The organism is Aeromicrobium sp. JJY06, from assembly GCF_044069275.1.
GTDB classification, from domain to species: domain Bacteria; phylum Actinomycetota; class Actinomycetes; order Propionibacteriales; family Nocardioidaceae; genus Aeromicrobium; species Aeromicrobium tamlense.
Genome location: NZ_JBIMRD010000001.1, coordinates 1,300,725 through 1,321,303, shown reverse-complemented (window position 1 = coordinate 1,321,303; position 20,579 = coordinate 1,300,725). Strand labels below are relative to the sequence as shown.

Here is a 20,579-nt window from a genome sequence, read left to right as displayed (position 1 = left end):
CTCGGGGACCGGAAACACCGACAGAACCAAGGAGCACCACCGTGTCCATCCACGAGACCCTCGACCAGCTCGAGCGCCCGGCCGACCGCCTGCGCGGGCTGATCGGCGGAGCCGTCCACCTGCCCGGCGACCCCGGGTACGACGCGGCACGAATCGCCTGGAACCTCGCCGTCGACCAGCGTCCCGCCGCCGTCGCCCTCCCTCGCGACGCCGACGAGGTCGCCCGGATCGTCCGCGCCGCCCACGCCGCCGGCCTGCGGGTCGCGCCGCAGAGCACGGGCCACAACGCCGGGCCCCTCGTGGCCGGTGGCCTCGACGACGTCGTCATCGTCCGCACGAGCGAGCTGTGCGACGTGAGCGTCGATCCCGAGCGACGCCTCGTCCGCGTCGGCGGCGGCACCGTCTGGCTGCCGGCCGTGAAGGCGGCCGCCGAGCACGGCCTCACCGTCCTGCACGGCTCGTCCGTCGACGTCGGCATCGCCGGCTACAGCCTCGGCGGCGGCATGGGCTGGTACGCCCGCCGGCTGGGCCTGGCGACGAACAGCCTCACGGCCGTCGAGATCGTGCTGGCGAACGGCGACCTCGTGCGCGCCGACGAGCAGACGAACACCGAGCTGTTCTGGGCCGTCCGCGGCGGCGGCGGCAACTTCGGCATCGTCACGGCACTGGAGTTCCGCGCGTACGACTTCAGCACCGCGTACGCCGGGATGATGATGTGGGACGTCGAGATGGCGCCGCGCGTGCTGGACATGTGGCGTGCCTGGGCCCCCGTGGCCCCCGACGAGGTGACGACGTCGTTCCGCATCATGAGGATCCCCCCGATCCCCGAGATGCCCGACTTCGTCCGCGGCCGCACGATCGTCGTGATCGACGGCGCCGTCATGGCCGATGACGAGCGCGCCGCCGACGTCCTCGCGCCCCTGCGGGCGCTGGAGCCCGAGCTCGACACGTTCGGCCGGGTGCCCACCGAGACCCTCGTGCACCTGCACATGGACCCGGAGGAGCCCGCTCCGGGCGTCATGCGCTCGACGATGCTGCGTGAGCTCGACGACGCAGGGGCCGACGCGTTCCTGGCGCTCTTCGGCCCCGGCGTCGAGACGCCGCTCATGGTGGCCGAGCTGCGCCAGCTCGGCGGTGCCGTGGGACGTCCTCACGAGGGCGGCGGCGTGCTGACGCACCTCGAGGGCGAGTTCGCCTTCATCTGCGGCGGCATCGCGCCCACGCCCGAGCTGGCCGCGATGGTGGCCGCGCTCGGCGAGCAGGCGGTGGCGGCCCTCGGGCCGTGGACGAACGGACGGTCGTACCTCAACTTCGCCGAGGAGCCGACCGACGCCCGCACGGGCTACGCCGACGACGCGTGGCTCCGGCTGGCCGCGATCCGCTCGGCGGTCGACCCCGAGGGCGTGTTCGTCGCGAACCACGCGATCCCGCGCCTCTACGAGGACGGCGTACCGACCCGCTGAGCCGTCCCCCGGGCCGAGCCCGCCGAGACCCCCGCGGTCTCGGCGGGCTCGTTCGTCGAGGCCCCACTTGCCGGGCAGCCCGCGCGGGTCCAGAGTCAGGGCCATGAGCCTGTTCCGGACGAAGAGCATCGAGCAGTCGATCGCGGAGACCGACGAGCCGGAGCACCAGCTCCGCCGGGACCTCAGCGCCAAGGACCTCATGGTCTTCGGCGTCGGCGTCATCATCGGCACCGGCATCTTCGTGCTGACCGGCCAGGAGGCCCATAACCACGCGGGTCCCGCGATCGTCATCAGCTTCCTCATCGCGGGAGCGGTGTGCGCCCTCGCCGCCCTCTGCTACGCCGAGTTCGCGGCGACCGTCCCCGTGGCGGGCAGCGCGTACACGTTCAGCTACGCCACCCTCGGCGAGTTCATCGCGTGGATCATCGGCTGGGACCTGCTGCTGGAGCTGGCCCTCGGCGCTGCCGTCGTGGCGCGCGGCTGGTCGGGCTACCTGCAGGAGCTGCTCGAGCTGCCCACGCAGATCGCCGGCGACGAGGCCGTGGTCGACGTCGCCGCCATCGGCATCGTCGTGCTCCTGTCGTTCCTCGTCATCGCGGGCACCAAGCTGTCCAGCTCGGTCACGAGCGTCTTCGTGCTCATCAAGGTCTCGGTCGTGCTGTTCGTCGTGGTCGCGGGACTGTTCTTCATCAAGGCCGCGAACTACACGCCGTTCATCCCCGAGGCGCAGAAGCAGGAGCTGGAGAAGGGCGCCGACCAGCCGCTCATCCAGGCGGTCTTCGGCATGGCGCCCACCGCGTTCGGCGTCATGGGCATCATCGCCGCCGCGTCGGTGGTCTTCTTCAGCTACATCGGCTTCGACGTGGTGGCCACGACCGCCGAGGAGACCAAGAACCCGCAGCGCGACGTGCCGCGCGGCATCCTCGGCTCGCTGCTGATCTGCACCGTGCTCTACATGGCCGTCTCGTTCGTGATCACCGGGATGCTGCCCTACACCGACGACCGCATGAACACCGGCGCTCCACTGGCCGAGGCGTTCTCGGCCAACGGCATCGACTGGGCCGCCAACCTCATCTCGCTGGGCGCCGTCGCCGGCATGACCACGACGATCCTCGTGCTGCTGCTGGGCCAGTCGCGCATCCTCTTCGCGATGTGCCGCGACGGGCTGCTGCCACGCGGACTGGCGAAGGTGCACCCCACCTTCGGGACGCCCTACCGGATCACGATCATCACCACGGCGTTCGTCGCGATCCTCGCGGGCTTCGTGCCCCTGGCCGAGCTGAGCCACCTGGTCAGCATCGGCACGCTGTTCGCGTTCGCCCTGGTCTCGGCGGGCGTGCTGATCCTGCGTCGCACCCGCCCGGACCTGGAGCGCGCGTTCAAGGTGCCCTTCGCGCCGCTCGTCGCGGGCGCGTCGATCCTGACGTGCATCTGGCTGATGCTGAACCTGTCACTGCTGACGTGGGAGCGCTTCCTGATCTGGATGGCGATCGGCGTGGTCATCTACGCCGCGTACGGCCGCCGCCACGCGCGGCTCGGGCAGACCGCCAGGGACGACGCCCGCTGAGGGGTCAGAGCAGCTCGATGGCGTAGGAGAGCTCCTCGCGGCCGCCGGGGGCCACGACGGCGACGCCCGGCTTGCCGGCGAGCTCGCCCACGTAGTCGGCGGGGGCGGGACGGCCGCGCCACGGCTCGATGCAGACGAAGCGGGCGCCCGGCACCGACCACAGCGTGATGCCGGTGAAGCCCGTCCAGGTGAGGCGGACCTGGCGGCCGGCGCCCGAGGAGTAGACGAGGCCGCGGCTGGCGACCTCGGGCAGGATCACGGCGCCCTCGGTGAACCACGAGTCGTTGAGCGTGACGACGCGGTCCCACGCGGGGTTGTCGAAGCGCTCGTCGGTGAGCAGGTTGTCCACGACGCGGCGCGCGGGCGCGGTCTCGGGCTCGTCGAACCGCACCTGATGCATCGACCGCGGCTGGTCGTCCTCGAGCGGCCACACGAACGCGGGGTGCGAGCCGAGGTCGAACGGCATCGGCACGTCGCCCCGGTTCTCGACCGTGTAGTGCACCGAGAGGCTGCGCCCCTCGACCACGTAGGTCACCGCGAGGGCGAAGTCGTACGGGTAGTGCTCGCGGGTCTCGTCGTCGGCGACGAGCACGAGCGAGGCCCGGTCGTGGCCGCTGTCGACGACCGACCACTCGCGGTCGCGGGCGAAGCCGTGCTGCGGCATCGGGTAGGTGCGGTCGCCCACGCGGACACGGTCGTCCGGCACCCGGCAGATCACGGGGAACAGCACGGGGGCGTGGCGCCGCCACGGATCCTCGCCCGACCACAGGTACTCGTGGTCGTCCTCGTCGCGGATCGAGACGGGCTCCGCCCCGTGGAGCGCGACGGCGACGCTGATCTCGCGGTCGCGCAGGACGAGGGAGGCCATGTCACCGACGGTAGACACCCGACCCCTCCTCGCGCATGCCGAACGCGGATGACATCGCGAACGTCACATCATCGGTCCGTGCGGGAGGCGCGGTCCCCCAGCAGCGACCGCCTGCGCGCGCGCCGGGCGGTCTCGGGCTCGTAGCCGTACCCGTAGCCATAGCCGTATCCGTATCCGTAGCCCCGCCGGCGCTTGCGCGGCTTCGGCGACATCGTCACCACCGCACCGCACAGCCGGGCGTCCACGCTGGCGAGCCGGTCCAGGGCGGAGGCGTACTGATCGGTCGTCGTCGAGCCGTGCCTGATCACCATGATCGCGCCGTCGGTGGCGGCGGCGAGCGGCGCCGCGTCGGTGACGGGCAGCAGCGGCGGCGCGTCGACGAGGACCACGTCGTAGTCCAGCCGCAGCCGGTCGAGCAGCTTCAGCATCGCGGCCGAGCCGAGCAGCTCGGCGGGATTCGGGGGGATCCGTCCCGAGGGGAGCAGGTCGAGCGTGCCGCCGACCTTCTGGATCGCGTCCTCGGGCTCGACGCGGCCGAGCAGGATCGTCGTGACGCCGACGCTGCCCTCCAGCTTGAGGTACTCGGCGAGCTTCGGGCGGCGCAGGTCGGCCTCGACCAGCAGCACGCGCTGGCCGTTGTCGGCGATGACCTGGGCGAGGTTGGCCGCCGTGGTCGACTTGCCCTCCGACGGCACGGCGCTGGTGACGACGTAGCACCGGTTGGCGGCGCCGGCGTCGATGAACTGCAGGTTCGTCCGCAGCACGCGGAACGCCTCGACGCGCGGATCGTGTCCCGACCGTCCGCGCACGAGCGGCTGCTTCACGGCGTCGCGCTCGAAGTGGATGTCGCCGAGGACCGGCACCTCGCGACCCGACACGGCGGTGATGTCCTCCTGCGACGTGATGCGGTTGTCCATCAGCTCGCGCAGGACGGCGAGGCCGTACCCGAGCAGCAGGCCCAGCAGCAGCGCGATGCCGAGGTTGCGCGCGGGCTGCGGCGACACGGGCGAGCCCGACACCGTGGCCCGGTCGACGATCGAGGCCTTGACGGGAGCCTCCTGCTGACCGTCGGGCGTCTCCAGCTCGCGGACGTAGCCGGCGAACGCCTCCGCGACCGTCTGGGTCAGCTCCTGGGCGCGCTCGGGCGACGGGTCCGTGACCGAGACCGACAGCACGACCGTGTCGAGCTCGATGCTCGTGTCGATCCGCTCCATGAGGTCCTGCGGCGTCTCGTCCAGGCCGAGCTTCTCGACGACGCGGCTGGCGACCTCCTCGCCCTTGATGAGGGTCGCGTACGACTTCACGCGCTGCTGGCTGAACTGACCGCCCTGCTGCAGCTCGCCGCCGTCGGCGCTCTGGGGCGTCTTGACGAACAGGCGCGCCGTCGACTGGTACTGCGGCGTCACCGAGACCGTGTAGAAGCCTGCCGCCGCGACCGTCAGGACGGCCACGACGGTGATCAGCAGCCACCGCTCCCGCGCGATGCGCAGGTAGTCCTTCAACTCCATGTGGGCCTCCGAGTGGGAAGACGATCGGCAGTAGGCTCCTGCGCGTGAGCCCCCGGATCCTGGTCGTGTGCACGGCGAACGTGTGCCGCTCGCCGGTGATCGAGGCGATGCTGGGCCAGCCGCTCGGGCCCGGCTTCGAGGTGACGAGCGCCGGGGTGCGCGCGCCCGTGGGTCGTCCGATCGACCCCGACTCGGCCGATCAGCTGCGCCGCCGCGGCCTCGACGTGCCGCAGCACGCCGCGCGGCAGCTCACGCGTGAGCTCGTCACGGAGTCCGACCTCGTGCTGACCGCCACGCGGGCGCACCGCGCCGAGGTGCTCGACCTCGACCCGCGGGCGCTGCGCCGCACCTTCACGGCGCTCGAGCTGGCGGGACTGGTCGAGGACGCGGAGGCCGACAGCGTCGCCGAGCTCGTGGCGGACGCCGCCGCACGCCGGTCGCAGGGCCCCGTCGACGTGGACCTCGTCGACCCGATCGGCCGCTCCGAGCAGGTGCACGCCGAGGTCGCCACGCGGATCGAGGCCGCGGTGGCGTCGATCGCGTCCGCGCTCCAGCGCGTCCGTTCCTAGGACCGGCGACATGCGCTCGGCACCCTGACGTCGTTGCTCGAGGTGTCGATCCCCGGCGTCTCGAAGTAGCGGGCGTCGCCGTCGGCGCCCGCTGCGGTCTGCACGCGCCAGGTCACCGAGATCTCGTCGCCCGGCGGGATCGTGAGGGTGCCGTACTGGACCGCGCGACCCTCGTACGTGACGTCGCTCGAGGCCAGCGGACGCTCCTGCCCGTCGATCGTGAAGCCCACGACCCGGCCGCCACGCGGCGCGAGGAGCCGGTACGTCAGCAGCTGGTTGCCCTTGGCGGTGCGGGTGCCGCGCCCGGTGACGTACCAGGGCGACTTCTCGGGATCGCCGCTGAACTGGTTGCGGAACGACGTGGTGACCAGCACGACCTGGCTGCGGTCGGCGCGGCACGTGGTGGCCTTCGCGCGAGTGTCGTAGCGCAGGAACCACTGCATCTTCGACTGCGCCGCGTCGGTGACGTAGAGGCCGATGTGCGGCGTGTCGTCGTCCTGCGCGACCCGGCCGGCCACGGCGGTGTCGGCGATGACCTGCTGGCTGTCGTCCTCGCGGAACCACACCTGCAGACGACGCTCGGAGGCGGCCTCGGACAGGGCCGAGACGATGCGCGTCCAGTCGCCGCGCCCGTTCATGACGGCCTCGAAGGTGCGTCCGGTGGCGGACTCGAAGTAGGCGTCCTGCGCGGACGGGTCCTCGAAGTCGACGTAGACGCCGTGCAGCAGGCGCTGGACGGCGTTGTCGGCCGTGAGGGAGGGTCCACCCTCGACCTTGACCGTGCCGACGCCCCGCAGGACGTAGGACATCGCCACGGCGTCGAGGCTGACGACACCGTCGACGTCCTCGCCGAAGGCCCGCTCGGCGCGGTCGGCCCAGATCCGGGCCACGCGCGGGAAGTCGGGCGAGATGTTCGTCGAGCGCACGTCGTGCCCCATGATCGTGCCGAACGCCGCGCGCTCCTCGCGGGTCAGCCGCGCGTCGGTCTGCCGGGTGCCGTCGGCCGCGAGGTTGAGCTCGCCCGAGGCCGCCTGCGCCGACAGGGTGATCCTGCCGTCCTTCGTGGTGAGCAGGACGAAGACGCCCGCGAGGCCACCGGTCGAGCGGATCTCGGCGTTGGTCTGGAACACCAGCAGCAGGTGCTGCTCCCCGGTGGCGCCCAGCGCGGCGGGCGCCAGGCGCATGACGCGGCCGGCCGCGTCGGCGGCACGGTCGGCGTCGTCGACCTGGCGCTGGAGGTCGAGCACCGGCCGGACGAGCGGGCCCAGCAGGCTCTCGGCGTCGATCGCGCGGATGTCGCCGGCGTTCTCGGCCAGCACCCGGCTCGCCTCGGTGACGGCAGGAGCGAGGGCGGCCAGCGCCTTCACGTCGACCTGGCCGTCGCGCGGCTTGAAGCTCTGCACGGACAGGGTCGACCCGGCCTCCACGAGCGGCGGCAGGCCACGCGTGGCGATGTCGTCGATCGAGGCAGACGTGACCTGCACCGCCTCGACGTTGCGGCCCAGCCACGGCACCTTCGCCGCCGCGTCCCACAGGCCGCCGCTGCTCGTACGGTGCGCGTGCGACGCGCTGGCCTGCAGCCGCTCGAGGGTCGCTGCGGCCGCCTCGGCCTCGCCGGAGGCCATCTGGTCCTTGAGGGCGACCGCCTGGTCCTGGGCGCGCAGCAGGCTCGACGCCACGTCCTTGGCCTCCAGGGCCAGCGGCACCACCGCGAGTCCGGCGACCGCCAGGCCGAAGCCGACGGACAGCCAGACGACGGCCGACCTCCGCGAGGTGCGCCTCATGGCCGCACCGCGAGGTCGGCGCGCCGTCGCGTCCGGCCCGCCGTCCCTCTCACCGCGGTCAGGCGGACGTGCGGCGTCGGGCCGCGACGACGGCGACGCCGCCGCCGATCACGACCAGGGCGCCACCGAGCGCGAGCAGCTGCCAGTTCGAGCCACCGGTGTCGGCCAGGGCGCCGTTGTCGGCGCTGGCCGAGGTCTCGTCGGCCGAGTCGTCGCCCGCGTCGGCGGCATCGCCCGCCACGACGACCGTGAAGGTCTGCCTCGTGGTCTGGTCGCGCGTGGCGGCCCACGTGGCGTCCTCGCTGTAGGAGACCGGTCGGAACGGGCCCTCCGTGGAGTAGCGGCACACGACCCGGCCGGTGTACGTGCCGGGATCGGTGGGCGCCGCGAAGGTGGCGGAGTAGTCGAAGTCGACCGAGCCGGGGGCCGTCGTGCCGTTGAAGCGGGCCGACCAGGCGCACTCGACGTTGGAGGAGAACGACACGGTGAAGTCCTCGCCGGGGACGACCTCGACCGTGGAGTCACCTCCGTCGGGCACGATCACGGGATCGCCGTAGCCCTCCGAGGAGGCGGGGCCGGCGAGGGCGAGCAGGGCGAGCGCCCCGAGGCCGAGCAGGTAGGAGAGTGGGCGAATCAGTCGGGCAGCCATGTCGTGTTTCCCCTCGAAGCGGCCAGCGGAATGGTGACGCACACCAAATGTAAGTGTTTACTTACAGGTCTGTCGAATGGTTTTCTTGGCAGGTGTACCCGGGGAGTCGTCCTCGGATCGGGACGAGGGGGTGCTTCGCGACATGACGACTGATGGTTCTGGTGTGACGGGAGTGACTTTCCGGCGACGTTCCGGACTCGCTCCCGTGGCCCGCGCGGAGGACGCGATCCAGCGCCTCCTGCGGCCCGAGGGACTCAGTGCGACGCGCCGCCAGTACGTCCGCCGCGTGGCGGTCAGCGACCTGCTCGTCCTGCTCGTGGTGATCTTCTCCTCCGAGTACGCCTGGCTCGGTCGCGAGGCCGACCAGATCGACGCGCAGTTCGGCCTGGGCTACACGAAGTTCGGCATCCTCCTCGCGCTCGGCTGGTGGCTCGCGCTGCGCCTCGCCGGCACCCGGGAGCGCCACGTCATGGGCTCCGCCGCGGAGTACCAGCGCATCGTGCACGCCACCGTCACCGTCTTCGGCGTCATCGCGATCGTCGCCGTGCTGCTCGAGTTCAACCTCTCGCGCGGCTACCTCGCGCTCGCGTTCCCCTGCGGCCTGCTGGGACTGCTGCTCACGCGGCGGGCGTGGCGGCGCTGGCGCCGCCGCCAGGTGCTGCGCGGCCGCTTCGTCGAGAACGTCCTCGTGGTCGGACTGCCCGACAACGCCCGCGAGATCGCCGGCTGGTTCTCGCAGCACCCCGCCGAGGGCCTGCGGGTGACCGGCGTGTGGCGACCCGCCGACGCCACCGAGAGCCAGTGGCTGCGCGTGGGCCAGCAGTTCATCCCGGTCATGGGACGGGCGCGCTCGCTGCAGTCGGCCGTCCACCTGTCCGGCGCCGACGCGGTGATCGTGTCGGCCACCGACGAGCTCGGGCACCACGGCCTCCGCGACCTCACGTGGGACCTCGAGGCCGCAGGCATCGAGATGCTGCTGTCCCCCAACCTGCTGGCCGTGGCCGGCTCGCGCATCAGCATGCGCGAGGTGGCGGGGATGCCACTCGTCGCCGTGAAGGAGCCGCAGTACGCCGAGGCCGGCAACTGGCCCAAGCTCGTCTTCGACTGGTGCGGCGCGGCGGCACTGCTGATCGCGACCTCACCGCTCTTCGTGGTGACCGCGCTGGCGGTCAGGCTGTCGAGCCCCGGGCCCGTCTTCTACCGCCAGGAGCGCGTGGGCCGCGACGGCGCGCCCTTCCACATGATCAAGTTCCGCTCGATGCGGGTGGGCGCCGACGCCGAGCTGGCCCGGCTGCTCGAGGAGCAGGGCACCGCCGACCGGCCGCTGTTCAAGGTCGAGGACGATCCCCGGATCACCCGGGTCGGGCGCTTCATCCGTCGCTACTCCATCGACGAGCTGCCCCAGCTGCTCAACGTGATCCGCGGCGACATGAGCCTCGTGGGCCCGCGGCCCCAGCGCGAGGGCGAGGTGGCCCTCTACGACCGTGCCGCCCTGCGCCGCCTGCGCGTGCGCCCCGGCATGACCGGACTGTGGCAGGTCTCGGGCCGCTCGAACCTCTCGTGGGACGAGGCCATCGCGCTCGACATGCACTACGTCGAGAACTGGACCCTCATGGGCGACCTGCAGATCCTCACCCGCACCGTCCGCGCGGTGCTGGCCAAGGACGGCGCGGTCTGACCCCTCCACGACGACGCCCCGGTCCGAGCGGACCGGGGCGTCGTGCGGGCAGGAGGGTCGATCAGGCGATCTTCTCGCCCTTCTCGGCCTTCTCCAGCAGCAGGGCCGGCGGGCTGAAGCGCTCGCCGTACTTCTCGGCCAGCTCCTGCGCGCGCTCGGTGAAGGCCTTGACGCCGATCTCACCGTTCGCGGCCACGTAGCCGTTGACGTACTGCAGCGCGCCACCGTGGACCGGCGGGAAGCCGATCCCGAAGATGGAGCCGATGTTGGCGTCGGCCACCTGGCGGATGACGCCCTCCTCGAAGCAGCGGACCGTCTCGATCGCCATGATGAACGTCAGGCGCTCCTCGATGTCCTCGAGCGGCACGTCGACGTCATCCTTGACGAACAGGTTCCACAGCTCGGGCCACAGGTACTTCTTGCCGCTCTCGGGGTACTCGTAGAAGCCGGCGCCGCCGGCCTTGCCCGGGCGACCGAGCTCGACGAGCTGGTTGACGACCTCGGACGCGGGCGTGACGGGCAGCTCCTTGCCCTCGGCCGCGGCGGCCTTGCGGGCCTCGCCCTCGATCTTCTGCTGCAGCGTGAGCGAGACCTCGTCGGACATCGCGAGCGGCTGGCCCGGGAAGCCCGCGAGCTGCGCGGCACGCTCGATGACGACCGGGTCGACGCCCTCGGCCAGCATCTCGACGCCCTCCATCACGAGCGTGCCGAACACGCGCGAGGTGAAGAAGCCGCGGCTGTCGTTGACGACGATCGGGATCTTGCGGATCTGCTTCGTGAAGTCGATCGCGCGTGCGAGGGCCTCGTCGGAGGTCTTCTCGCCCACGATGATCTCGACGAGCTGCATCTTGTCCACGGGGCTGAAGAAGTGGATGCCGATGAAGTCCTCCGGCCGCTGCACGCCCTCGGCGAGGGTCGTGATGGGCAGCGTGGAGGTGTTCGAGCCCAGGAGCGCGTCGCCGTTGACGATCGGCTCGAGCTCGCCGAACACGCTGTGCTTGAGCTCGACCGACTCGAAGACGGCCTCGACGACGAAGTCGCAGCCGGCGAGATCGGCGTAGTCGGCGGTCGGGTGGATCCGGCCGAGGATCTCGGCCTTCTTCTCCTCGGTGAGGCGACCGCGCTGGACCTGCTTGGCCAGCAGGCCCTCGGAGTAGCCCTTGCCCTTCTCGGCGGCCTCGACGCTGACGTCCTTCAGGACGACCTCGATGCCCGCGCGCGCCGCCTCGTAGGCGATGCCCGCGCCCATCATGCCGGCGCCCAGGATGGCCAGCTTCTCGGCCTTGCGCTCGGCGATGCCGTCGGGGCGCGAGCCACCGGCGTTGATGGCGCCGAGGTCGAAGAAGAATGCCTGCGTCATGTTCTTGAACTGCTGGCCGATGAGCAGGTTGACCAGGTAACGCGACTCGATCCGGCTGGCCGTGTCGAAGTCGACCTGGGCGCCCTCGACGACGGCGCTCATGATGTGGCGCGGCGCGATGTACGGCGCACCCTTGAGCTGCTTCTTCAGGTTCGCCGGGAAGCTGGGCAGGAAGGCCGCCAGCTTCGGGTTGCTGGGCGTGCCGCCGGGGATCTTGTGACCGGGGCGGTCCCACGGCTGCTTGGCCGCGTCCTCGTCGCCGGCGTTCGCCTCGACCCAGGCGCGGGCCTTCGAGATCAGCTCGTCGGCCGGCACGATCTCGTCGATCAGGCCGATCTTGAGCGCCTTCTCGGGCTGGTTGCGCTGGCCCTGCAGCAGGACGTTCATGAGCGCGTCCTGGATGCCGAACATCCGGGTGGTGCGGGTGACGCCGCCACCGCCGGGCAGCAGGCCGAGGGTGACCTCGGGCAGGCCGATCTCGTAGCGGCCCTCGGCCGCGATGCGGTGGTGGCAGGCCAGGGCGATCTCCAGGCCGCCGCCGAGGGCAGCGCCGTTGATCGCCGCGACGACCGGCTTGCCCAGCGTCTCGAGCTTGCGCAGCGTGGCCTTGATCGACTCGACGTTGTCGAACAGCGCCTGCGCGTCGGCCGGGGTGGCCTGGGTCATCAGCTTGAGGTCGCCGCCGGCGAAGAAGGTCTTCTTCGCGCTGGTGACGACGACGCCCTTGATGGCGTCGGCGTCCTGGGCGATCTCGTCGGCGAGACGGTTCACCGCGGCCTCCATGGAAGCGCGGTAGGTCTCGTTCATCGTGTTGGCGCTCTGGCTCGGGTCGTCGATCGTCAGGGTGACGATGCCGTTCTCGACCTCGTAGCGCACCGCGTCGGTTGCAGTCATACGTATTCCTTCTCGGGTCTCGGGTCGGGAGGTCAGATGCGCTCGACGATGGTCGCGATGCCCATGCCGCCGCCGATGCACAGCGTGGCCAGGCCGTAGCGCTTCTCGCGACGCTCGAGCTCGTCGACGAGGGTGCCCAGGATCATCGCGCCGGTGGCACCCAGCGGGTGGCCCATCGCGATCGAGCCGCCGTTGACGTTGGTGCGGTCGTGCGGGAAGTCGTCGAGGTCGCGCATGAGCTTGAGCGCGACGGCGGCGAACGCCTCGTTGATCTCGAGCAGGTCGATGTCCTCGATCGACAGGCCGGCCTTGTCCAGCGCCTTGCGGCAGGCGGGGCCGGGGCCCGTCAGCATGATCGTGGGCTCGGAGCCGATGACGGCGGTCGAGACGATGCGGGCGCGCGGCGTGAGTCCGTGGCGGGCGCCGGCGTTCTCGTTGCCGATCAGGACCAGCGAGGCGCCGTCGACGATGCCCGAGCTGTTGCCGGCGTGGTGGACGTGGTTGATCTGGTCGACGTCGACGTAGCGCTGGAGCGCGACGGCGTCGAAGCCGCCCAGGTCGCCGATGTCGGCGAACGAGGGCTTGAGGCCCGAGAGCGACTCGACGGTGGTGCCCTCGCGGACGAACTCGTCGTGGTCGAGGACGGTCAGGCCGTTGAGGTCGCGGACCGGCACGATCGACCTGTCGAAGTACCCGTTGGCGATCGCCTTCGCGGCACGCGCCTGCGACTCGGCGGCGAACGTGTCGACGTCCTCGCGGCTGTAGCCCTCGATGGTGGCGATCAGGTCGGCGCCGATGCCCTGGGGCGCGAAGCCGGTGTCGAGCGAGGTCTTGGGGTCCATCGCCCAGGCCCCGCCGTCGGAGCCCATGGGCACGCGGCTCATCGACTCGACGCCGCCGGCGATGATGAGGTCCTCCCAGCCGGACTTGACGCGCGAGGCGGCCTGGTTGACCGACTCCAGGCCCGAGGCGCAGAAGCGGTTGAGCTGCACGCCGGCGACCTGCTGGCCGAAGCCGGCGGCCAGCACGGCGGTGCGGGCGATGTCGGCACCCTGGTCGCCGACGGGCGACACGACGCCGAGGACGACGTCGTCGACCTGGTTCGGGTCGAGGTCGGGGTTGCGCACCTTGATCTCGTCGAGCAGGCCGGTGACCAGCGAGATCGGCTTGACCTCGTGGAGCGACCCGTTCTTCTTGCCGCGCCCGCGCGGGGTACGGATGGCGTCGTAGATGAATGCCTCGGTCATGGATGTCCTCACAGCCGGTGGAAGCGTTGGCGATGATTCTGACACCATTACTGTCAGAGTCGCCACATACCCCCAGTATTCCACCCGGGCGAAGATCGATCCATGCCTGACTTCCCGGTCAGGATCCGGACACGACGAGCCCGGTCAGGAGCACCGCGAGGACCCCCACGGTGACCACCGCGAGCGCCCAGGAGCCCGTCCGGGCCAGTCGCGAGCCACCCGCGGCCGCGCGCATCGCGGCGAAGCCGAGCACCGCGCCCACCACGTCGGCGGCCACGTCGAGCACCGAGGCGGTGCGGTCGATCGGTCCCTGCCACTGCGCGATCTCGATGACGAGGGCGACCGCGCCACCGAGCAGGGCGGCCACCAGGATCGAGGCGCGCGGGAGCGCCCACGCGACCAGGACGCCCACCGGAACGAAGAACACGACGTTGGCCAGCACCTCGGCCGCGTCGACGACCCGGTCGGTCGAGATCGAGAGGGCGTCGGCGATCGCGGAGGTCAGTCGCCAGTCCTGGACGGCGAGCCCGGAGTCGACGTGGCGCGGCCACAGCCCGATGGCCGCCAGCAGCAGGACGTAGAGCGCCGCGAGCACGATCACGGCGCGCGTCGGCCTGCGGCGCTGCTGCACCTGCCCGAGCGTAGGGCAGCGCGAGGGCGAGCGGGACTACTCTCGACCACGTGAACGACGCCCCCGAGTCGATCGGCATCGAGCAGCTGGCCGAGCGCGTCGGCATGTCCGTGCGCACCGTGCGCTTCTACGCCGGCCGCGGCCTGATCCCGCCGCCGCGCCGCGAGGGCCGCAACGGCTACTACGGCGCCGACCACATCGTCCGCCTCGAGCTCGTCCGCGAGCTGCAGGCCCACGGCTTCACCCTGCAGGCCATCGAGGGCTACCTCGACAAGATCCCGGGCGACGCGACGCCCGGCCAGGTGGCGCTGCACCGCACGCTGCTCGCGCCGTGGATGCCCGAGCTGCCCGAGACCCTCCAGCGGGCCGAGCTGGAGCGCCGGGCCGGTCGCGAGCTGACCGACGACGCGCTCGAGCTGCTCATCGCCCTCGGCGTCATCGAGCCCACCCCCGACGAGGACGTCTTCAAGCTGGCGCCCGCGCACCTGGCCGTCGGCATCGGGTTCCTCGAGGCCCAGCTGCCGATCGAGGCGGCGCACGCGGCGCGCAAGCTGATCCTCGCCCACGGCACCGCCCTGGCCGACGAGCTGACCGCCCTGTTCCGCACGCAGGTGTGGCCGCACCTCACCTCGTCGGGCCAGCCGCCCGAGATCATCACCTCGATGATCGAGCGCTTCAAGCCGCTCACGATCCAGGCGCTGGTCACGGCGTACGAGCAGGCCGTGGACGAGCAGAAGCGCGAGACGGTGCGTCGCCGGAGCTGATCCACGCGTGGCGGGCGGGGCTTATGGGGCGGGAGTGACTCGCACTATGCTGGCCGCCAGCCCACAGCTCAGGTCGGGGGGACCGTGTCAGCGTCGTTCACCAAGGGACAGGCCGTCCGCCGGGCCGTCCGCCGGCGCTGGGACCTCTACACCGATCCCGCTCGCCGCGAGCGCGTCGCCGCGGTCCGCGCGCTGGGCACCTCCCTCAGCACCGACCCCCGGGCGCGCGTGCCCCACGCCGGCCCGGCCGAGCTGCGCGAGCTGGCGCAGCGGTACCGGCTCGCCGCGGACGCTTTCCTCGTCGACGGCCACGTGCCGCTCGTGTGGTGGAGCCACACCCCCAACTTCGGCGACCTGCTCTCGCCCTGGCTCGTGGGGCTGCTGACCTCGCACCCCGTGACGTACGCCCCGGCGGACGGGCCCTCGTACCTCGCGGTCGGCTCGATCGTCGGCGAGGCCCGCAAGGACTCGGTCGTGTGGGGCTCGGGCGCGTTCGGCTCCGAGGGCAAGTGGGGCATCACGCCCGCCGCGGAGTACCGCGCCGTGCGCGGTCCGCTCACCCGCAGCCGGCTGCGCAACATCGGCCTGCCCGTGCCGCGCGTCTACGGCGACCCGGCGCTGCTCAGCCCTCTCGTCCACTGGCCCGACGTCGAGCCGGACGCCGAGGTCGGCATCGTCGTGCGCTGGTCCGAGAGCCAGTGGGCGCGGGCGCGGGCCGGCGAGGGCGTGCGGATCATCGACCTCGGCAGCAGCGACGTGACCGGCACCCTGCGGGACCTCGTCTCGTGCCGGCGCATCGTGTCGTCCTCGCTGCACGGCCTGATCCTGGCCGACGCGTACGGCATCCCGAACGCGTGGCTGGACTCCGACGACGGTGCCGGCGGCAGCCGCCCGGCCGGCGGGGAGTTCAAGTTCTACGACTACATGGCGTCGGTGGACAAGCTGCGCCACGCGCAGTCGCTCACGCTGGGCGACGAGCCGATCGAGGCCGGGTGGCTGCTCGACCGGCTGGACTTCGCGGACGAGCCGATCGCCTTCGACCACGCCGCCCTGCTGGACGCCTGCCCCTTCCTGGAGCGCATCCCCGCATGACCGTCTCCGATCCGGGCATCGCGCAGATCCAGGTGCTGCTGCGACGGGCGCTGGCCGAGGTCGACCGCGTGCTGGCGCCGTCGGGCTGCCGGTACTTCCTCGCCTACGGCACGGCCCTCGGCGCCCGGCGGCACGGCGACCTCGTCCCGTGGGACGTCGACGCCGACCTCTACGTCCCGTCGGCGGACCAGCCACGCGCGGTCGAGGCGCTGCGGGCGGGCCTGGCCGGCACGGACTTCGCGGTGGAGGCGCCCGGCGACCCGGGCTACGAGTACCTCTTCCCCCGCGTCGTGCTGCGCGGGGTGCACCACACGCTGATCCGGGTCGACCTGTTCCCGCTCGACGTCGCGCCCGACTCCTCGGGCGCGCGCCGGGTGCTGACACCGCTGCTCAAGCTCACGGCGCAGCTGCACATGCTCCGGGTCATGGACCTGGCCGAGCGGCGGCACTACGACCGGCGCAAGGCGACGGTCGCGCGGCTGGCGCGCGCGGTGCTCTCGCTCGTGCCGGCCCGTGCGATCGCCGGCGCCCATCGCGGTCTCGTCGCGAGGGCAGGCCGGCTCGGCAGCGGCGCGCTGTGGGTGAACACCTGCGGTTCGTACGGCGCGCGGGAGTACGTGCCGGCCCGCTGGTTCGCGGGCGGGACCTCGCTCGACCTCGGCGGCCTCGCCCTGCCGGCGCCCAGTCCGGTCGACGAGTACCTGCGGCACGTCTACGGCGACTTCCTCACCCCGCCGCCCGACGACCGGATCGCGCACGAGGTCGCGTTCGCGCGCGAGCACTACGTGGAGCCGCTGCGCTCCGCCGGGGTCCTGGACCGGTAGCCGTGCCCACCCTCACCCAGCTCCGACCGCCGCGCTCCGGCCCGCCGCCCGGCCTCGTCGCCACCGCCGTGGCCGGCGCGATCGGCTGCGGGGTGCTGGCGGCGGCGCTCCCCCGGCTCGGCCTCGCGCTCGCCCTCGCGCTGGTGGCGCTCCTCGCGGTGCGGCTGCTGCGGCTCAGCACCGTCGAGCTCGTCGTCGTCACGATGCCGTTCATGTTCTTCCCGCCGATCGGCTTCCTGCTGAACGTGTCGGTGGCGGACTTCCTGATGCCGGTGCTCGTGGTCGTCACGTGGCCCCGCGTGCGCGACGCGCTCGACCCGTTCCGTCACGGCGTCCTGCGCCGGTTCACCGGGCTCTCCGCCGTCCTGCTGTTCGTCATGGTCCTGTCGGGCCTGGTGGCCGCGCTGACGCTGCCGGTCTTCGACGCGCGCGACGCCGTGCTCGACACGATGAAGCTCGTCGTCGTCCTCGTGTACTTCCTGACCCTGCTCGCGGCGTTCCTGACGCTGCCCGAGCGACGGCTGTTGCGGGTCGCGCGGCTGTGGGTCTGGTGCGCCGTGGCCCAGGCGGCGGCCTCGCTCGCGGGACTCGCGCCGTCCGACGGCACCCGCGCGCTCGGCTGGTTCCAGGACCCGAACCTCTACGCCGGGTACCTGCTGACCTCGGTCGCGGTGGCGTTCTACCTCGTGGCCCGCGACCGGCTCGCGGCCTGGCCGGTGCTCCTGCTGGTCCTGCTGGCCGGCGTGCTGGCGACGGGCTCGCGCGGAGGACTGGTCGCGATGGCCGCGCTGCTCGGGCTCGCGGTCGTCGCGCTGCTGTCCAGCCGGATCGGCACCCTGCTCATGGCCGGCGGCGTGGCGGGCCTCGCCGTGCTGCTGTTCGTCCCCGACATCCTGTCGCGCTCGCTGCTGCCCGGCGTCGAGCGGCTGCTGACGTCGTCGGAGGCCGCCGACACCGACCCGCGCTGGCGGCTGTGGAACCGGGCGTGGGAGCTGTGGACCGACCACCCGCTGCTCGGGGTCGGCATCGGCCAGTACCCCGAGTACTCCGCCGGCCTGACGCCGTTCCGGAACTGGACCGAGGGCCAGGTCGCGCACCACACCTTCCTCAGCTTCGCGGCCGAGGGTGGCATCGCGGGCCTGCTCGCGTTCGGCGCGGTGATCGGCGCGACGGCGCTGCAGGTGCGCCGGGCGGCCCACCTCACTCGGATGCAACGCGCCGCGTTGCTGCTCGGCGTCGTCGTGATCGTCACGATGATGCTGACGCTGAACCTGCAGAACCTGCGCTACGTCTGGGCGTTCTTCGCCTTCGCCGTGGCCGCCGCCGTGACGCGCGACGCCGCGCCGGACGACGTCCCGGAGGAGCAGCGATGACGGCCGAGCGCGCCATCGTCCACCTCGCCCAGCCCACCACGGGTGGGGTCGCCGAGGTCGTCCTGCAGCTGGTCGAGATCGGCGTGGCCGACGGCCGCCGCGTCGTGGTCGGCTGTCCGGCCGACGGCTACCTCGCCGAGCGGGCCAGGGCCCTCGGCGCCGAATGGCTCCCGATCGAGCTGCGGCGCGCGCCCGGGCCGTCCGACGTGGCCGCCCTGCGCCGCACCCGCGCGGCGATGCGCCACGCCGACGCGGTGTTCGCGCACTCCAGCAAGACCGGGGCCCTGGCCCGGCTGGTGCGGCCGCGCGGGACCCGCCTCGTGTTCGTGCCGCACGGCTGGTCGTGGCTCGTCGGCGGCCGGCTCGCCGGGGCCTACCGCACGGTCGAGCGGCTGCTGGCCCGGCGTGCCCACGTCACCGTGGTGGTGGGCCGCGACGAGCTCGCGGAGGGACGCCAGGTCCTCGGCCGACGTCCCGCCCTGGAGGTGATCGAGAACTCCGTCGACCTCGAGCGCTTCCGCCCGCCGGAGGTCCCGCGGCCCACCGACGGGCGCACCGTCGTGTGCGTCGGGCGGCTCACCCGGCAGAAGGGCCAGGACCTGCTGGTCCGCGCCGTCGCGCAGGGCGGCCTCGACGTCTCGGTGCGGCTGGTCGGCCCGGGCGATCCCGCGGAGCGCGAAGACCTCGAGACCCTCGTCCGCGAGCTCGGCATCGCCGAGCGGGTGGAGCTCGTCGGCGCGGACGACCCCGTCCGTCACCTGCAGGAGGCCGACCTCGTGGTCGTCCCGTCGCGCTGGGAGGGCCTGCCGCTCGTCCTGCTGGAGGCGATGGCGTGCGGCGCTCCGGTCGTGGCCAGCTCGGCCGCCGGGGTGGACGCGCTGGCCGACGCCGGCGTGGTCGTCCCGCTCACCGAGGAGGACGCGTTCGTCGAGACGCTCGCGAAGGCGATGCGCGACCTGCTCGCGTCGCCGGAGCGCCGGGTCGAGCTGGGGTGTCGAGCCCGCACCCGCGCCGAGGAGCGCTACGGCCGCGAGCGGATGGCCGAGCAGTACCGCGCCCTTTGGTCCTGACTCAGAGCGCGCGCCGCAGCAGGACCGCCCCGGCGACGGCCCGCGCGGCGACGCCGGCCAGCACGACGTACCCGGCCGAGAGCAGGGTCGCGTCCCCGTACGTGAGGGCGGCGAGCACGAGGGCCGCCGCGAGGCCGACGACCGCGACGCCCACGCGCGAGCGGTAGCGGTTGAGGACGAGCTGCGGCGCGGTGGTCGCGTAGTCGACGCTGAGCGCCACGACGGCCAGCGCGATCGGCAGGAACTCCCAGCGCGTGAGCGTGAACTCCTCGCCGAACACGAGCGGCAGCACGGGCGGGAACGCGAGCAGCGCCAGCAGCGCGACGCCGAGCCCCACGCCGACCTGCCGCAGGCCCACGCCCAGGGAGAGCGCCCGCAGCCGCGCGACCCCGCCGGACTCGAGGCCCGCCCGCAGCGCGCGCAGCTGCGTCTGCTGGATCGAGCTGAGGAAGAGGTTCGCGAACGTGACCACGTACTGGGTGACCGCGAAGACGCCGACGACGGCCGCGGAGGCCGACGCCGCCAGGTAGATCGTGGGCAGGTAGGTCATCGCCGAGGCGAGCCCCTGCGACACCCCGAGGCTCGTCCCGGCACCGAGGATGCGTCGCGCGTCCGCGCGGTTCGCCCGCCACGGAGCCGGGTCGATCGTCCGCAGGCACCACGTGGCCACCGGCACGAGCACGACGACGGAGGCCACGAACGACCCCCAGATCGCGGCCTCGGCCGGAAGCTCGAACGCCAGCGGCACGGCCACCGCGACGACCGTGAGCAGCGTGTTCGTCCACATCCAGCGCGCGACGGCGCCGATGCGCCCGGCGGCCTGGAGGCAGCCGTGGCAGATGTCGAGCAGCGAGTCGGCGGCTCGCAGGCCGAGCAGCGGCACCAGCACGGCGGCGGGCGGGAACGAGTCGGTCCACAGGGCTGCGAGGCCGATGCCCGCGACGGCCAGCGCGACCGCGGCGATCCGCAGCGCCAGGTAGGCCCGGAACGGCGGCCCGCCGCGCAGGGTCTGCAGGACGTTGCGCAGGCCCAGCTCGGCCAGGATGAAGACGGGGAAGGTGACGGCCATCGCGTAGGCGAACTCGCCCGCGCCCTCGGCGCCGCTGAGCCGCGCGAAGCCCCACAGGATCAGCAGGGTGGTGGCGGACTTGCCGGCGTAGCCCGACAGCAGCAGCAGCGAGTTCTTCAATCCACCGGTCCTTCCGGGTCCCGTCCGTAGAACCCTAGAGGCCGGGACC

17 protein-coding genes are annotated in these 20,579 nt (G+C 72.5%); 9 read left to right on the top strand and 8 right to left on the bottom strand.

Annotated features, from left to right (window positions below; translation table 11 throughout):
- The first annotated feature begins 41 nt into the window (after positions 1–41).
- A complete protein-coding gene (locus tag ACGWYL_RS06580; protein ID WP_395486731.1) occupies positions 42–1,463 on the top strand; it encodes an FAD-binding oxidoreductase in 1,422 nt (473 codons plus the stop codon).
- A 103-nt stretch (positions 1,464–1,566) separates the two neighbouring features.
- The gene (locus tag ACGWYL_RS06575; RefSeq protein WP_395486730.1) at positions 1,567–3,030 is read left to right on the top strand and encodes an amino acid permease; all 1,464 of its coding nucleotides are present in this window, start codon (positions 1,567–1,569) and stop codon (positions 3,028–3,030) included.
- A 4-nt stretch (positions 3,031–3,034) separates the two neighbouring features.
- On the opposite strand, the gene ACGWYL_RS06570 is transcribed toward ACGWYL_RS06575, so the two are convergent.
- Positions 3,035–3,898: an aldose 1-epimerase family protein gene (locus ACGWYL_RS06570; protein ID WP_395486729.1), complete on the bottom strand. Its 864-nt coding sequence runs from the start codon at positions 3,896–3,898 to the stop codon at positions 3,035–3,037.
- Between the two features lie 68 nt (positions 3,899–3,966).
- Positions 3,967–5,406, bottom strand: coding sequence for a polysaccharide biosynthesis tyrosine autokinase (locus ACGWYL_RS06565; RefSeq protein ID WP_179427148.1), 1,440 nt, complete (start codon positions 5,404–5,406; stop codon positions 3,967–3,969).
- Between the two features lie 44 nt (positions 5,407–5,450).
- On the opposite strand from ACGWYL_RS06565, the gene ACGWYL_RS06560 reads away from it, so the two are divergent.
- Complete coding sequence (locus ACGWYL_RS06560; RefSeq protein WP_395486728.1) at positions 5,451–5,975, top strand: hypothetical protein; 525 nt, start codon at positions 5,451–5,453, stop codon at positions 5,973–5,975.
- Here the strand turns inward: ACGWYL_RS06560 and ACGWYL_RS06555 are convergent.
- Positions 5,972–7,759 carry a DUF4012 domain-containing protein gene (locus ACGWYL_RS06555; RefSeq protein WP_395486727.1) on the bottom strand — a complete coding sequence of 596 codons (1,788 nt, stop codon included), beginning with the start codon at positions 7,757–7,759 and terminating at the stop codon, positions 5,972–5,974. The two genes, ACGWYL_RS06560 and ACGWYL_RS06555, sit on opposite strands and share 4 nt — an antisense overlap.
- Before the next feature lie 58 nt (positions 7,760–7,817).
- Positions 7,818–8,408, bottom strand: a complete 591-nt coding sequence (locus ACGWYL_RS06550) for an LPXTG cell wall anchor domain-containing protein (protein ID WP_395486726.1) — start codon at positions 8,406–8,408, stop codon at positions 7,818–7,820.
- Between the two features lie 205 nt (positions 8,409–8,613).
- Between ACGWYL_RS06550 and ACGWYL_RS06545 the strand changes: the two genes are divergently transcribed.
- On the top strand, positions 8,614–10,086 hold the full coding sequence (locus ACGWYL_RS06545) for a sugar transferase (protein WP_395486725.1): 1,473 nt from the start codon (positions 8,614–8,616) through the stop codon (positions 10,084–10,086).
- Between the two features lie 61 nt (positions 10,087–10,147).
- Here ACGWYL_RS06545 and ACGWYL_RS06540 read toward each other — a convergent pair whose 3' ends face one another.
- The 3 genes from ACGWYL_RS06540 to ACGWYL_RS06530 all read right to left on the bottom strand — a co-directional run bounded on the left by ACGWYL_RS06540 (position 10,148) and on the right by ACGWYL_RS06530 (position 14,218).
- The gene (locus ACGWYL_RS06540) at positions 10,148–12,340 is read right to left on the bottom strand and encodes a 3-hydroxyacyl-CoA dehydrogenase NAD-binding domain-containing protein (protein ID WP_395486724.1); all 2,193 of its coding nucleotides are present in this window, start codon (positions 12,338–12,340) and stop codon (positions 10,148–10,150) included.
- 32 nt (positions 12,341–12,372) lie between these two features.
- Positions 12,373–13,587 carry an acetyl-CoA C-acetyltransferase gene (locus tag ACGWYL_RS06535; protein WP_395486723.1) on the bottom strand — a complete coding sequence of 405 codons (1,215 nt, stop codon included), beginning with the start codon at positions 13,585–13,587 and terminating at the stop codon, positions 12,373–12,375.
- Positions 13,588–13,705: 118 nt separating this feature from the next.
- On the bottom strand, positions 13,706–14,218 hold the full coding sequence (locus ACGWYL_RS06530) for a VanZ family protein (protein WP_395486722.1): 513 nt from the start codon (positions 14,216–14,218) through the stop codon (positions 13,706–13,708).
- Between the two features lie 50 nt (positions 14,219–14,268).
- Here ACGWYL_RS06530 and ACGWYL_RS06525 point away from each other — a divergent pair, with 50 nt between their 5' ends.
- The 5 genes from ACGWYL_RS06525 to ACGWYL_RS06505 all read left to right on the top strand — a co-directional run bounded on the left by ACGWYL_RS06525 (position 14,269) and on the right by ACGWYL_RS06505 (position 19,341).
- Positions 14,269–14,982 (top strand): MerR family transcriptional regulator, encoded by a 714-nt coding sequence (locus ACGWYL_RS06525; protein WP_269304608.1) that lies wholly within the window; start codon positions 14,269–14,271, stop codon positions 14,980–14,982.
- An 84-nt stretch (positions 14,983–15,066) separates the two neighbouring features.
- Positions 15,067–16,074: a polysaccharide pyruvyl transferase family protein gene (locus ACGWYL_RS06520; RefSeq protein WP_179427165.1), complete on the top strand. Its 1,008-nt coding sequence runs from the start codon at positions 15,067–15,069 to the stop codon at positions 16,072–16,074.
- Entirely contained in the window at positions 16,071–16,898 is an 828-nt protein-coding gene (locus ACGWYL_RS06515; RefSeq protein WP_395486721.1) for a LicD family protein, read from the top strand. Before ACGWYL_RS06520 ends, ACGWYL_RS06515 begins: the two co-directional genes overlap by 4 nt.
- A gap of 2 nt (positions 16,899–16,900) precedes the next feature.
- Complete coding sequence (locus tag ACGWYL_RS06510; protein ID WP_395486720.1) at positions 16,901–18,271, top strand: O-antigen ligase family protein; 1,371 nt, start codon at positions 16,901–16,903, stop codon at positions 18,269–18,271.
- Positions 18,268–19,341: a glycosyltransferase gene (locus tag ACGWYL_RS06505; RefSeq protein ID WP_395486719.1), complete on the top strand. Its 1,074-nt coding sequence runs from the start codon at positions 18,268–18,270 to the stop codon at positions 19,339–19,341. The genes ACGWYL_RS06510 and ACGWYL_RS06505 overlap by 4 nt, the downstream gene beginning before the upstream one ends.
- A gap of 1 nt (position 19,342) precedes the next feature.
- On the opposite strand, the gene ACGWYL_RS06500 is transcribed toward ACGWYL_RS06505, so the two are convergent.
- Positions 19,343–20,530 carry a lipopolysaccharide biosynthesis protein gene (locus tag ACGWYL_RS06500; protein ID WP_395486718.1) on the bottom strand — a complete coding sequence of 396 codons (1,188 nt, stop codon included), beginning with the start codon at positions 20,528–20,530 and terminating at the stop codon, positions 19,343–19,345.
- Positions 20,531–20,579 lie beyond the last annotated feature (49 nt).